Source organism: Halobacterium sp. KA-6 (assembly GCF_021029015.1).
Taxonomy (GTDB): domain Archaea; phylum Halobacteriota; class Halobacteria; order Halobacteriales; family Halobacteriaceae; genus Halobacterium.
The window spans coordinates 652,506-665,058 of record NZ_JAJJZH010000001.1 but is presented as its reverse complement, the minus strand read 5'-3'; the positions used below and the strand labels follow the sequence as shown (position 1 = coordinate 665,058).

At 69.8% G+C, this 12,553-nt stretch carries 14 protein-coding genes and 1 tRNA gene; 9 read left to right on the top strand and 6 right to left on the bottom strand.

All coding sequences use genetic code 11. The annotated features are described in order from the left end of the window. Window positions 1-19: 19 nt before the first annotated feature. From LPA46_RS03705 to LPA46_RS03695, 3 genes are read right to left on the bottom strand one after another with little or no spacing between them, the layout of a single operon-like run. Window positions 20-1,042 carry a carbohydrate kinase family protein gene (locus tag LPA46_RS03705; RefSeq protein ID WP_230891433.1) on the bottom strand — a complete coding sequence of 341 codons (1,023 nt, stop codon included), beginning with the start codon at window positions 1,040-1,042 and terminating at the stop codon, window positions 20-22. 43 nt (window positions 1,043-1,085) lie between these two features. Then, on the bottom strand, window positions 1,086-1,757 hold the full coding sequence (locus tag LPA46_RS03700; RefSeq protein ID WP_230891432.1) for a phosphoglycolate phosphatase: 672 nt from the start codon (window positions 1,755-1,757) through the stop codon (window positions 1,086-1,088). A gap of 55 nt (window positions 1,758-1,812) precedes the next feature. After that, window positions 1,813-2,271, bottom strand: a complete 459-nt coding sequence (locus tag LPA46_RS03695; RefSeq protein WP_230891431.1) for a YbhB/YbcL family Raf kinase inhibitor-like protein — start codon at window positions 2,269-2,271, stop codon at window positions 1,813-1,815. Between the two features lie 165 nt (window positions 2,272-2,436). Between LPA46_RS03695 and LPA46_RS03690 the strand changes: the two genes are divergently transcribed. Next, a tRNA-Thr gene (locus tag LPA46_RS03690) sits at window positions 2,437-2,509 on the top strand. A 7-nt stretch (window positions 2,510-2,516) separates the two neighbouring features. Here LPA46_RS03690 and LPA46_RS03685 read toward each other — a convergent pair. Continuing rightward, the gene (locus tag LPA46_RS03685) at window positions 2,517-3,953 is read right to left on the bottom strand and encodes an MATE family efflux transporter (protein ID WP_230891430.1); all 1,437 of its coding nucleotides are present in this window, start codon (window positions 3,951-3,953) and stop codon (window positions 2,517-2,519) included. A 92-nt stretch (window positions 3,954-4,045) separates the two neighbouring features. Then, entirely contained in the window at window positions 4,046-5,152 is a 1,107-nt protein-coding gene (locus LPA46_RS03680) for a M24 family metallopeptidase (RefSeq protein ID WP_230891429.1), read from the bottom strand. 143 nt (window positions 5,153-5,295) lie between these two features. Between LPA46_RS03680 and LPA46_RS03675 the strand changes: the two genes are divergently transcribed. The 6 genes from LPA46_RS03675 to LPA46_RS03650 all read left to right on the top strand — a co-directional run bounded on the left by LPA46_RS03675 (window position 5,296) and on the right by LPA46_RS03650 (window position 9,642). Continuing rightward, the gene (locus tag LPA46_RS03675) at window positions 5,296-5,502 is read left to right on the top strand and encodes a cold-shock protein (RefSeq protein ID WP_230888480.1); all 207 of its coding nucleotides are present in this window, start codon (window positions 5,296-5,298) and stop codon (window positions 5,500-5,502) included. Window positions 5,503-5,657: 155 nt separating this feature from the next. Then, window positions 5,658-5,909 carry a hypothetical protein gene (locus LPA46_RS03670; protein ID WP_230888481.1) on the top strand — a complete coding sequence of 84 codons (252 nt, stop codon included), beginning with the start codon at window positions 5,658-5,660 and terminating at the stop codon, window positions 5,907-5,909. 44 nt (window positions 5,910-5,953) lie between these two features. Then, the gene (locus LPA46_RS03665; protein WP_230891428.1) at window positions 5,954-6,457 is read left to right on the top strand and encodes a metal-dependent hydrolase; all 504 of its coding nucleotides are present in this window, start codon (window positions 5,954-5,956) and stop codon (window positions 6,455-6,457) included. 56 nt (window positions 6,458-6,513) lie between these two features. After that, the gene (locus tag LPA46_RS03660; RefSeq protein WP_230891427.1) at window positions 6,514-7,455 is read left to right on the top strand and encodes a winged helix-turn-helix domain-containing protein; all 942 of its coding nucleotides are present in this window, start codon (window positions 6,514-6,516) and stop codon (window positions 7,453-7,455) included. A gap of 161 nt (window positions 7,456-7,616) precedes the next feature. Next, on the top strand, window positions 7,617-8,219 hold the full coding sequence (locus LPA46_RS03655) for a DUF6663 family protein (protein ID WP_230891426.1): 603 nt from the start codon (window positions 7,617-7,619) through the stop codon (window positions 8,217-8,219). A gap of 166 nt (window positions 8,220-8,385) precedes the next feature. Then, the gene (locus LPA46_RS03650) at window positions 8,386-9,642 is read left to right on the top strand and encodes a hypothetical protein (protein WP_230891425.1); all 1,257 of its coding nucleotides are present in this window, start codon (window positions 8,386-8,388) and stop codon (window positions 9,640-9,642) included. A gap of 9 nt (window positions 9,643-9,651) precedes the next feature. On the opposite strand, the gene LPA46_RS03645 is transcribed toward LPA46_RS03650, so the two are convergent. Next, the gene (locus tag LPA46_RS03645; protein ID WP_230891424.1) at window positions 9,652-10,560 is read right to left on the bottom strand and encodes a ketopantoate reductase family protein; all 909 of its coding nucleotides are present in this window, start codon (window positions 10,558-10,560) and stop codon (window positions 9,652-9,654) included. Between the two features lie 77 nt (window positions 10,561-10,637). Between LPA46_RS03645 and LPA46_RS03640 the strand changes: the two genes are divergently transcribed. Further along, entirely contained in the window at window positions 10,638-11,516 is an 879-nt protein-coding gene (locus tag LPA46_RS03640; RefSeq protein ID WP_230891423.1) for a DMT family transporter, read from the top strand. A gap of 44 nt (window positions 11,517-11,560) precedes the next feature. Then, window positions 11,561-12,505, top strand: coding sequence for a DUF7261 family protein (locus LPA46_RS03635; protein ID WP_230891422.1), 945 nt, complete (start codon window positions 11,561-11,563; stop codon window positions 12,503-12,505). The last annotated feature ends 48 nt before the right edge of the window (window positions 12,506-12,553 follow it).

Below are 12,553 nucleotides of genomic sequence, written 5' to 3'. Positions count from 1 at the left end.
TCTATCGACAGGTTGACGGTTAATCGTTGTGGCTCCCGTCACCGGCGAGCACCGCCGCCTCGCTGGTGTACTCCGCGATGGCGGCGCGGTCGCCGGTCAGCCCCGTGCCGACGTAGTACGACGCACACGCGTTCGCGAGCCACAGCGACGGCTCCCACTCCCACTCGCAGGCTCGCGCGAAGCCGAGCGCTGCCGAGAAGCGGTCGCCGCCGCCCGTGAACCGGGAGACGTCCGCCGTCTCGAAGTTCGGCACGGCGACGACGTCCTCGCGCGTGGCGGCGACCGCGCGCTCCTCGCCGTGCATCACGACCCCCGTAATGCCCGCGACTTCACGGAGTTCTCGGGCTTCCTCGACGACGCTGCCCTCGATCCCGACCGCCGACGCCAGCGAATCGAGTTCCTCGTCGTTCGCGCTCACGATTACGTCGTAGCGGTCCGCGAGCGCGCCCAGCGCGTCCACGAAGCCCGCGCGCTCGGCGGGCGTGCGCACCGCGACGCCGCCCGGGTCGAGCACGAGCACGCCACCCTCGCCGGGGCGGTCGGCCGCGCGGTGGAGCGCGTCCGTGGAGTTCGCCAGCGACGACCAGTTCGTCCAGACCACCGCGTCCGCGTCCAGCGCTTCGTCGCCGCCCACGTTCACGAGGTCGTCGTACGTCCACGTCCGGATGTCCGTCGACTCCGTGGTGAGCATCATCGCGGAGTCCTCGAATTCGTAGACGTTCACGGACGCGGGCGCGCCCATCGAGTGGGCGGCCGCGTCGAGCACCCCGAACACCTCGTGGTCGAGGTGGCCGTACAGTTCGACGTCCGCGCCCAATTCGCGGCCCTGTATCGCCGCGTTCACCGCCTGTCCGCCGGGTTCGACGCCGCGGTGCTCGGTGACGAACGAGCGCTGCCCGCCCGACAATTGCTCGACGAACACGCTGCGGCTCTCGGTGGCGTGCCCGCGGTCGAGCACGCCGAACCGGCGGTCGACGCTCCCGTCCGGCAGCATCGTCATCGTCGGGGAGGGGGCGTCCGCGAGCCGCGCGGCCAAGTCCATGTCTCGTGGTTCGTGCGGCACCACTAAACGGTTCCCCGATTCGCTACTCGGCACGGATGCGCCGAGTCGCTGCGAGGAAGCCGTCGGCGTACGACTCGTCGAGCACGATCTGGGCCGCGTCGCGCGCGGCGTCGTCGGCGTTCGCCACGGCGTAGGACTCGCCGGCCACGTCGAACAGTTCCACGTCGTTCGCGGAGTCCCCGACGGCGGCGAAGTCCGCGGGCTCGTAGCCGAGTTCCGTGGCGACGACCTCTAGGGCTGCGCCCTTGCTCGGCTCGGTGGCCTTCACGTGGTACGCGAACCCCGTATCCACGACGCTCAGGCCGTGCTCGTCGGCGAGTTCTGTGAGCACGTCCAGCGGGCGCTCGCGGTTCACCGCCAATTCGGTCTCCCGCCAGCGGTTCACGAGGTCCGACTCCCCCCAGCCGAGGTCGAAGCCCGCGTCCGCGAACGCCTCGCGGACGTCCGCGGCGGCGTCCCGGTCGCCGAAGTAGAACAGTTCGTCGTTCACGTACGCGACGCCGCCGTTCTCCGCGATGACGCGCTCTTCGACGCCGACGAACTGGCAGAGCGCGACCGGGTAGGGCAGCGCCTTCCCGGTCGCAATCACGACCGGCGCCTCCCACTCCCGGAGCACGTCCAGCACGCGGCTGTCGATGGACCGGTCCGGGCGACTCAGCGTCCCGTCGATGTCGACGGCGAGCGGCGCGACCATACCCCGAGAAGGGAGCGCTGGCGTAAATGCCGTACTCTTCGCGAGCGCTCGCGCGTCAGGGTGCGTACGTCCCCTCGAGGAGCGCGTCGTCGATGACGTGGCCCTCGACCGCGGCTTCGACCTCTTCTCGGCCCGCCGACTCGGGCAGGTCGAGTTCGGTGTCGAGCGCGTACAGTTTGAATCGGTACGTGTGTTCGCGGTCCGGCGGGGCCGGCCCGCCGTACCCGCGCTCGTCGAAGTCGTTCGTCCCCTCGGTTGCGCCGTCGGCGCTCGCGTCCCAGTCCTCTGGAATCTCCTCGACGCTCGGCGGGACGTTCCACACCGTCCAGTGGTCCCAGATTTTTCCGGCGGGCTCCCGGGCGTCCGGGTCGTCCACGACGAGCGCCAGCGACACCGCGTCGTCGGGCACGCCCGAAATCGACAGCGGCGGGTTGACGTTCGCGGCGTCGTGGCCGTACTGCTCGGGAATCCGGGCGCCGTCGTCGAACGCCGAGCTGGACACGGACAGACTCACGCGCGACCACTCCAGTGCATTGTCGGCTGCTCGCTCGGCACACACAAAAAGCTCGTCGCCGGCCACGGGAGGCCACGTGTGGCCGGTCCCGGAGTCGGGCGGCGAACCCGGCGGGTATCAAAGGGGTTATTTCGTCGTTGGCTGTACGTTGAGGTGGCGACGCGCGCCGTGGTAGCTCAGTGGCCAGAGCAGTCGATTTGTAATCGACCGGTCGGGGGTTCAACTCCCCCCCACGGCTTCCCTTCTCAGTCGTCGGTCGCGGCTTCCGGCCGGTAGCCCCGGCTGATGGCCTTCCACTTCCCGGTGGCGAAGCGATAGTAGTTGATGACGGCGGGCGCGACCGTCTCCGCGAAGAACGCGAGGTAGACGCCCATAATCCCCAGCGACGTCGTCGCGCCGAGATAGACCAGCGGGATGGCGAGCCCGAACATGCCGAAGACGCGGCTGTAGAACGGCCAGCGAGTGTCGCCCGTGGCGTCGAGCGCACCCGCGACCGCACTCGTGACGCCCTGCGGAACGATGGCGAGCGCGGCCGCGTACACCATCCCGACTGCGATGGGGACGCTCGCGGACGTCGGGTCCTCGACGAACAGCACGACGATGTCCCGGGCGAAGATGGCGACGAGCGCGGCGAACAGCGCGTACGTGGCGACGGAGAACACGACGATTTCGCGGCCGTAGGCTTCCGCGGTAGACTCGTCGCCGCGGCCGAGTTCCTGCCCGACGAGGCTGGACGCGGCGAGGCCGAACCCCCAGCCGGGCGCGTTCATGATGCCCCAGATGCGCCGCGTGACGACGTACGCGGCGACGACCTCGGAACCGAGCAGGCCGACGAACGCCAGCAGAGGGAAGCGCGCGCCCGTCCAGACGGAGTTCCGGCCGACGACCGGCAGGCCGATGGTGACGACGTCGCGGCACGTCTCGCGGTCCCAGTAGCCGCCGAACGGGGAGACGGTGACGGGGAACGCGCCGACGAGTGGGAGGCGGCCGCGCGTGATGCCGACGACGAACGCCGCGACGATGACGACGTTGCTGACGACGGTGCCGAGCGCCGCGCCCTCGACGCCCCACCCGAGCGCGAAGATGAACACGGCGTTGAGGCCGATGTTGACGACGGCGCCGCCCGCGCGCAACACCATCGCGGTCCACGCGTCGTCGGCGCCGATGAGCGAGCGGCTCCCGACGAGGTTGAGGCCGGCGAACGGGACGCCGAACGCGAGCACGCGGAGGTAGTCCGCGCCGTACGTGACGGCCGCGGGGTCGTCGGTCAGCAGGTCGATGAGTTCGACGGGGAAGAGGTAGAACAGCGCGGCGACCGGGAGCGTCGTCGCGAACACGAGCAGCGTGCTCGACCGGATGGCCTGCCCGAGTTCGTCGTAGGCTTCGGCGCTGAAGCGCTGGGAGACGAGCGCGATGGTCCCCGCCGCGAGGCCGCCGCCGAGGCTGAACGCGGCGCCCCAGAACGGGCCGGCGAACCCGACGCCAGCGATGGCGGAGCTGCCGAGGACGACGCCCACCATGGCGACGTCCGCGGCGCTCTTGGACATGCGCGCGACGCCGGTGACGATGCGGGGCCACGCGAGGTCCGAGGTCCGGCGCGCGCGCTCCTCGGAGATGAGCCCGAGGCGCGCCAGCGCCAGCCCGATTTCGCGGAGGAGCCGACTGAACGGGTTCGGGACCACGACTACCTCGTGCTCGGCGTGGGCCGGACAAAAACGCAACTATTTCGGAACGAAATACAGACCGGGCCGAACGTCGTGGGGCGTCCGCCGCGCTACGCCCGCCAGCCGCGCGGCGTGTCGTTGAGGCGCTCGCAGCCGTCCGCGGTGACGACCACGAGGTCCTCGACGCGCACGCCGAACTCGCCGTCGAGGTAGACGCCGGGCTCTATCGAGAACACCATTCCCTCCGCCAGCGGCCGGTCGTTGCCGCCGACGATGTACGGCTCCTCGTGGACGTCGAGCCCCACACCGTGGCCCGTGCGGTGGACGAACGCCTCGCCGTAGCCCGCATCCTCGATGGCTTCGCGCGCGGCAGCGTCCACGTCCTCCGCGGGGACGCCCGGTTCGACCGCGTCGACCGCGGCCTGCTGTGCTTCCCGGACGACGTCGTGGACGCGCTCGAACTCGGCCGGCGGGTCGCCCGCGAACACGACCGTGCGCGTCTGGTCGCTGGGGTAGCCGTCGACGCGCGTCCCGAAGTCCAACACCACGGGGTCACCCCGCTGAATCTCGCGCTCGGACCGGTGGTGGTGTGGTTTCGCTCCGTTCGGCCCGCTCCCGACGATGGTCTCGAAGGAGGTGCCGTCGCCGCCGTGCGCGACGAGGCGGTCCTCGACGAACGTCGCGAGTTCCCGCTCCGTCATCCCGATAGCGTCCGCGCCGAGGTCGCGGACGTCCTCCATCGCGGCGTCGGCGGCGTCCGCGGCGCGCCGGAGCGCGTCCAACTCGGCGTCGTCCTTCTGCACGCGCAGCGGGCCGAGCACCTCGTCCGCGAGCCCCCACGTCGCGTCCGGGAGCGTCGCGCGGAGGTCCTGCGTGAAGCGCGCCCACATCGTCGGGTCAACGAGCAGTTCGCCGTCGGTCATCCCGAGGTCCCTCGCAGTTTCGGCGACCAACTCGGTCGGGTCCTCGACGTCCGCCCACAGCCGGACGTCCTCGACCCACGTCGCCTCCCGGAGCTGTTCGCCGTACAGTTCGGGCGCGACGAACGCCGGGTCGCCCTCGGCGGGCACGAACAGGAAGAGGTGTCGCTCGCCGGGCTCCTCGCGGAACCCGCCGAGATAGTAGAGATTCGGACTCGGGAACAGGACGACGCCGCTAGCGCCGCGCTCCTGGAGTCGTTGCTGGCACTCCCGGGTGCGCGTCTGGAACGCTGACATGCCGTGAACTCGCTCGTGGACGCCCTTAACAGTAGTCGAGTGGAACGCTGGCCGGCTGGAATCGGCGACGAACACCCCCGAAGGTCCGTGGTAACTCGACTCTCGGAAGCGTTATCCCCGAAGCGGCCCTACGATTGTTTGTAATGGCAGAAGGCAAGGTTGACTTCTTCAACGACACTGGCGGCTACGGTTTCATTTCGACTGACAGCGACGACGTGGACGACGACGAGGACGTGTTCTTCCACATGGAGGACATCGGCGGTCCCGACCTCGAAGAGGGTCAGGAAGTCGAGTTCGACATCGAGTCCTCCCCGAAGGGCCCGCGCGCGACGAACCTCGTCCGCAACTAAGTCCTATCCGCCGTCGCTTTCAGTGACGGCCGACGTTCCAATTTTTTGAGACGCTACACGACGTAGCGACCGCTGTGTGTACGCACGCATCGACTTCGAACAGCGAGTCGCTCGACTACGGACGGTTTTTCTAGTGGCGGCGCCTCCACTCGCGTATGGGAATTACGGAGGCTCTCGGGAACGCGCTGGCGGACCGAGCGTACCAGTTGGTCGGTGTGGTGTTCGGCGTGGCAGCGATAGCGCACTTCGCGCTGTGGGCGCAGGCGCCCGGCCAGACGCTCGACACCGCGGTCGCGACGGGCGACGTGAGCGCGGCGCTGCCGGAGGCGATAGCGTACGCGCAGGGCCACCCCGCGTACCTGCTGGCGTTCGTCGTCGGCGCGGTGTTGCTCGTGCGCCAGCCCTGAGTCGCTCTCGGAACCCTCTACTTGCTCGAAGCCGACGATAGACTGTGTACCGGAGTGGCCACTACGGCGTCGCGTTGCTCGCGTACGCACCCGTCCTGTACGTACTGGGCTCGCTGGGCCGCGTCGTCGCGGCTGGGGCGGGGCTGGCGCTCGTGCTCGCGCTGACGCCGCTGCCCGACGCCGACCACGACGTCCCGCTGATTTCGCACCGCGGCGTCACGCACACGCTACTGTTCGCTGGCGTCGTCGGCGCCCTCGTCGGTGGCGGGGCGTGGCTCCTCACTGGTCCGGCTGGACTCGCGCTCGCGCCCGACCAGGCAGTCGAGCTGACTGTAGGTGCGGGTGGGGTCGCGGCGTTCGCGATTCTCGCGCACCTGCTGGCGGACGCGCTCACGCCGATGGGCGTCGCCGCGCTGTGGCCGGTGTCGAGCAAGCGCTACTCGCTGGGGCTGACCACCGCCGACAGCACCGTCTGGAACGTCGGCCTGTTCGCCCTCGGCGTGTTCGCGACGGCGGCCGCGGTGGTACTGGCGACTCCTCTCGCGTAAGTTACATAATCGAATTTTTGCGAGGGCTTATGCCCCGTGTCCGTGTACGTCCGCGCATGAGCGGCTCCGATACGCCTCTCGACGGCGCGCCCCTCGACCCGGACGGCAGCCTCGACGACAGTCTGCCGCCCGCCGAGGCGTTCGCGCTGCTCGGGAACGAGACCCGAATCACTATCCTGCAGGAGCTGTGGCTGGCGCCCGACCACCCGGTCGCGTTCTCGGACCTCCGCAAGCGTGTCGGGATGAAAGACAGCGCGCAGTTCAACTACCACCTCTCGAAGCTCACCGACCACTTCGTGCGGCAGGTCGAGGGCGGCTACGAGTTCCAGTACGCCGGCGAGAAGGTCGTCCGCGCCATCCTCGCGGGGACGTTCACCGAGCGCGTCGAACTGGAGTTCCCGGTGACCGGCGACTGCTTCGACTGCGGCGGCTCGCTGGAAGCCGCGTACGCCGACGAGCGCCTCACCGTCCGGTGTACGGACTGCGGGAGCGTCTACGGCCGGTACGCGTTCCCACCGGGCGGGCTGCGCGACCGCTCGACGACCGAAATCGAGGCGGCGTTCGACCAGCGCGTGCGCCACCTCCACTGTCTCGCCGCGGACGGCGTCTGCCCGGAGTGTGGTGGCCGCGTGGACACCGCCGTCGTCCCCGACGACGAGGACCTGCTCGGACTGGACGTGCGCGTCGACCACACGTGTGTGCAGTGCCAGCACACCATCTCCTCGCCGGTCGGGCTGTCGCTTCTGGACAACTCCAGCGTGGTGGCGTTCCACGCCGACCACGGCGTCGAACTCGACACGCGCAAGCACTGGACGCTCCCGTGGTGCGTAACCGACGCGTCGACGACCTACGACGCCGACCCGACGCGCGTGACGGTGACCATCGTGCTGGACAGCGAGGCGATGGACGTCACGCTCGACGGCGACCTCCGCGTCGTCGACACCGAGCGCCGCTGTGCGGACGCTGCCGACGACGCGGGCCGCGTCTCCGCGGACTGAGCGCGTCGTTCGGCCGCGAACAACAGGAAACGTCTTCCGGTTCGTCGATTCTTATCTTTTCCCGACACGACCAGCCGGTGCCGGCGGCCAGGGGCACAGCCGGGGCGCGACTGGACGCGGAGACGGACGGCCTTATCCCTTCTCGCGCGCAATCTCGGCGCATGGAGACTACGACGGAGAGCACGTTCCGCGTGCTCGGCGCCGCCCCCGAGCACGCCGACGACCTCCTGTTGCTCGACCGGGCCGACCACGAGCCAGTCCGCGTCGCTGCTGAGGGGTACGACGACCTCGCGGTCGACGCGCTTCGCCCGGGCTACCTTGTCGACGCGACGCTCTCGTGGGACGACGGCGACGCGCGCTTCGCCGAACTCGACGTCCGCAAGCGCACGCTGTTCACGTACGCCGACGCCGTCTCGGGCCTGTTCGAGGCCGCCCTCGACACGATGGAGCAAGCCCACCAGGAGGGCACCGGCGTGCAGGGCCGACCGACGTTCAGCGCGGACGGCGAACCCAACGGCGCGGTGTACGCGTTCGCCGAACAGCCCGGCGAGCGCGACGTCTTCGAGGAGATACAGACCGGGGCGCTCCCGCTGGAGCCGCTCATCGACCGGCTGAACGAGGAGGAGGACTGCGAGCACGAGGTGTTCGTCTTCCGGCCGCTCGAACACGACTTCGTCGTCGTCTACCTCGTCCTGCACAAGAACTCGATTCTCGCAGACACCGTCCGCGACACCTACGACTGTCCGCGCCCCGCGGAATCCTGACGTCGGACGGCCGTCGCACCCACAAGAGTCTGTCGCCGGTTCTATCGGCGTTTGACCTAACCGAACTACTAATAGTCGACCATCCGACAGTCACGACGCTGGTCCCCGCGAGCCCCTGATTGGTACCGCGACGTAGCGACAGCGCTGCCGGGACTGGCAGGTACACATGAACGCGCGAACGATTACCGCCGTCGCCATCGCTGCCGTCCTCGTCGTCTCGGCAGCGGGCGCCACGGCACTCGCCCAGCCGAACAGCCCCGCCGCCGACTCGCCCGCGACCGCCGACACTGACGCGGACGCGGTCCAGCAGTCGGACGGCGAGACGAACTACACGCGACTGTACGTCGACGAACAGTACCGCAACCTCCGCCTCAAGCCCGGTGAGAGCAAGACCGTCACGATAACCGTCGAGAACGGCGAAGACGAGGCCGTGACGCTCTCGCCGCACCTGTTCGTGCCGCCGCGCGGCGAGCGCCCCGTCGAGGAGTCGTGGGTCTCCATCGGCACCTCCGACCTCCAGCTCGACGCCGGCGAGGAGCGCGAGTTCGACGTCACCGTCTCCGTCCCCGAGGACGCCGAACTCAACCGGTACGCCGGGGCAATCGCGCTCACGAACGAGACGATTTCCTACCCCGGTCGCCCCGCGCAGCCCGCCAACGGCGTCTCCCTGAACGTCGAAGTCTGGCAGGAGCCCACCGTGCGCGTCGTCTCGGACACGTACATGCACTCGCAGGTGCAGGCCGGCGACTCGTTCACCCGCGAGTTCGTCGTGGAGAACACCGGCGACCAGGCCGTCCCGGTGAGCCCCGAACTCGTCACCGAGGACCGCTACCGGCCCCACGCCAACCGCGACAGGCTCGAACGCTCGTGGGTGGAAATCGACGCGCCCAACGAGATTTCCCCCGGCGAGACGGCGACCATCGAAGTCACCGTCACGCCGCCGAGTGACGCCGACCGCGGCGACTACCGCGCCGAACTCGACCTCGGGCTGAAAGACCCGGCGCGCCCCGACCGCTCCTCGTACTGGCAGCGCGTCAGCCTCCGCTTCCAGGTGTGGACGCAGCCCGACCAGCCCTTCCAGACGTCGTTCGAAGTGAGCGACGACACCGAGAACGTGACCCTCGACCTGTCCGCGAGCCGCTACCGGAGCGCCGACAGCGAGCCGGCGAGCTTCGACGTGACGTTCGTCTCGCCGAACGGCACGGAGGTCGCAGCCGAGCGCGTCAGCGTGACGAACCGCGGCACCGTCGACCTCGGTTCGTCCCGCCGGCAGGCGACCACTGATGGAACGTACGCCGACAGCGGCGAACACCAGACGTTCCGGTACCGACTCGACGACCCCGACGCGGGGGCGTGGTCGGTGAAGATTATGCCGGAGAACGCGATGCAGTTCTCCTACGAAGTCACGCGCAACGAGGCGTAGTCCGCGACCCTACTTTTCTTCGGCGAGCCGCACGAGGTTCGCCAGCGTCTCGTTGACCGGCGTCTCCACGCCGTGGGTCGCGCCGCGCCGGACGAGCGCACCGTTCAGCGCCTCGATTTCGGTGCGCCGACCGCGCTCGACGTCCTGCCGCATCGAGGACGGGTTCGTCGCCGTTCGTTCGGCGACCTCGCGCGTGCGCTCGACGGCGTCCCGCGGCACCGCGATTCCCTCGGCGCGCGCGACCGCGACGCCCTCCTCGACCGCGCGCCGGAGCACGCGCTCGCCGCTCTCGGACTCGACGAGCGCGCCGTTCGGCACGCGCGCGAGCGCCGTCGCCGCGTTGATACCCGCGTTCACGAGCACCTTCGTCCACACAGCGGCCTCGGGGTCGTCGGTCACACTCGTCTCGATACCCGCCGCAGTCAAGCAGTCGGCGACGGCCTCGACGCGGGCGTCGTTCTCCACGAAGTAGCGGCCGATGGTGGTGTCGCCACGACCCGCATGTCGGACGTGCCCGGGCGCTTCGCGGACCGCGCCGTGCGTCGTCGTCCCCGCAATTACGCGCTCTCGGGGGACGTGGTCAGCGATTACTTCGGCGTTCCCGAGGCCGTTCTGGAGCGTGAGCACGTCCGCGTCGTCGAGGTGACCCGCGACGTCGGCGAGTGCGTCGCCGGTGTCGTAGCTCTTCACGCAGACGACGAGCAGGTCGGCGTCCGCGGCGGCCGCGTGTTCCGTGGCCACGTCCAGCGAAATCTGCTCCTCGCGGCCGTCCGGATGTGTGAACCGGAGGCCGTGCTCGCGGACGCGACGGACGTGGTCGCCGTCCCGGCCGAGCAGTGTCACGTCCACGTCCGCCGTGGCGAGCGCTCCCGCGAGCAGCGACCCGAGCGACCCCGCGCCGAGGACGACCACGCGCATGGGCGGCGGTACGGCGGGTGTCGGTAAAGCCTCCCGGGGTTCGATGGGACTTAGGGGGCGGGCGTCCGCGAGCGACTATGGGACTCCGAGACGCCGCCGCGCCGCTGGCCGCCGCCGGCCTCTGGGGCGGGATGTACGTCGTCAGCAAGTGGGGGTTCGCCTCCGTGCCGCCCGTGACGCTGGCGTTCCTCCGAATCGTGGTCGGCGGCGTCGCGCTCTACGTCGCGCTGCGCGCGCTCGGAACGGAGGCGTCGTTCTCGTCGCGGGACCGTCGCGGCTTTCTCCGACTGGGCGCGTGGGTGGCGCTCACGCTGGCGACGCAGTTCGTCGGCACCGACCGCACCACCGCCAGTCAGGGGTCGCTGTTGACGATGCTGACGCCCGTGTTCACGCTGCTGCTCGGTGTCACGATGCTCGACGAGCGGCTGACGTGGCGCTCCACCGGCGGGATGGCGCTCGCCGGCGTCGGCACCGCGCTCGTCGTCGCGGGCCAGTACGGGCTCTCTATCGGCGGCGGGAGCGCGGTCGGCGTCGCGGTGCTGTTCGTCGCGAGTGCGGCGTGGGCCGCCTACACCGTGGACGGCGCGCGCCTCGTCCGGAAGCACGGCGCACTCGTCGCGGCGACGTACAGTTCGCTCGCCGCGGTGCCAGTGCTCGGCGTGCTCGCCGCCGTCGAACTCGCGATGACCGGCGCGACCGTCCCCCTCACGCCGGGCGTCGTCGGCGCAGTCGCGTACCTCGGGATCGCGAGCACGGCGGCCGCGTGGTTCCTCTGGTACCGCGGCGTCGAACGCACCACGGCGACCGTAGTCGCAGCGTGCTTCTTCGCGCAGCCGCTGGTCGGCGGCGTGCTCGGCGCGCTCCTGCTCGACGAGACGCTGGGCCCGGGATTCGCCTTCGGCGGCGTCGTGATGGGCGTCGGCGTCGCGCTCGTCAGCACCGCGCGCACGGAGTAGCCGCGCGACAATCCTTTTGTACTCCGCCCGCTTCTCCCGGAGACATGGACCGGGACCGCGGCCAGCTGTTGCTCGTCGCGGGGCTCGGACTCGCGCTCGCGTTCGTGGTGCTCGCGCTGGTGTTGAACGCGGTCGTGTTCACGGAGAACCTCGCCACCCGGAACCACGGCGAGACCGACGACGTGGTCGGCTACGAGCGCGCGACCGAGGTCGCCGTCGGCGGGTTGCTCGTCCAGACGAACGCGTACGACGACGCCGACCACGCGAACCTCCGGAGCGCGCTGAGCGCGAATGTCGAAACGTGGGACGCGAACGCGTCGCTACTGTCCGCGAGCAGCGGCACCATCACGGCAGCCTCCGTCCGAAGCGTCGAGAACGGGACGCGCATCGTGCAGGCCGACGAGCGGAACTTCTCGGACGCGAACGGGACGACCGACTGGACGGCAGCCGTAGACGTGAGCGAGACGCGGCGCTTCGAGGCAGTCGTCACGCCGACGAGCGGCAGCCCCGTGGCGTTCACGTTCTCGGACGGAACCGCGTCGTGGCGTGTCGAAGTCTCGGAGAACGGCACGAACGCCGACTACACCGACGTGGACGTCCGGAACGAGACCGGCGACGTGCTCGCAGAGACCTACGTCGAGTCCGGCACCGCTTCCATCGACGTCACCGAGGGCACGGTGAACGGGACGCGGGTCGCGAACTGGACGTTCGCCGAGAACGTCAGCGCGCCCTACAGCATCAGCGTCGAGAACGGCGGGAACGCGAACGGCAAGTACGGGTTCGTCGTGGACGTGCCGAACGCGGACGATGACGTGGCTGCCGGCACGTACGCGGACCGTAGCAACGGGTCGCCGGCGGCAGTCCCGGCGCTCTACAGCGCGACCGTGGCCGTCTACGTGCAGGACGCGCGCGTGACCTACGAGACGAACGTCACCGTCGCACCCGAGTCGTCGCCGGCAGCGGCACCGTGGGCGAGTCCGAGCGAGTAGTCTAATTCCATACTCGTAATCGAGTGGCAATATGTCGGGTCGACCCGT

Excerpts from the sequence above, each read along its gene's own strand:
- LPA46_RS03650 (WP_230891425.1), top strand. The coding sequence starts at position 8,386 with ATGAACGCGCGAACGATTACCGCCGTCGCCATCGCTGCCGTCCTCGTC.
- LPA46_RS03705 (WP_230891433.1), bottom strand. The coding sequence starts at position 1,042 with ATGGACTTGGCCGCGCGGCTCGCGGACGCCCCCTCCCCGACGATGACG.
- LPA46_RS03640 (WP_230891423.1), top strand. The coding sequence starts at position 10,638 with ATGGGACTCCGAGACGCCGCCGCGCCGCTGGCCGCCGCCGGCCTCTGG.
- LPA46_RS03680 (WP_230891429.1), bottom strand. The coding sequence starts at position 5,152 with ATGTCAGCGTTCCAGACGCGCACCCGGGAGTGCCAGCAACGACTCCAG.
- LPA46_RS03670 (WP_230888481.1), top strand. The coding sequence starts at position 5,658 with ATGGGAATTACGGAGGCTCTCGGGAACGCGCTGGCGGACCGAGCGTAC.
- LPA46_RS03660 (WP_230891427.1), top strand. The coding sequence starts at position 6,514 with ATGAGCGGCTCCGATACGCCTCTCGACGGCGCGCCCCTCGACCCGGAC.
- LPA46_RS03675 (WP_230888480.1), top strand. The coding sequence starts at position 5,296 with ATGGCAGAAGGCAAGGTTGACTTCTTCAACGACACTGGCGGCTACGGT.
- LPA46_RS03635 (WP_230891422.1), top strand. The coding sequence starts at position 11,561 with ATGGACCGGGACCGCGGCCAGCTGTTGCTCGTCGCGGGGCTCGGACTC.
- LPA46_RS03645 (WP_230891424.1), bottom strand. The coding sequence starts at position 10,560 with ATGCGCGTGGTCGTCCTCGGCGCGGGGTCGCTCGGGTCGCTGCTCGCG.
- LPA46_RS03700 (WP_230891432.1), bottom strand. The coding sequence starts at position 1,757 with ATGGTCGCGCCGCTCGCCGTCGACATCGACGGGACGCTGAGTCGCCCG.
- LPA46_RS03655 (WP_230891426.1), top strand. The coding sequence starts at position 7,617 with ATGGAGACTACGACGGAGAGCACGTTCCGCGTGCTCGGCGCCGCCCCC.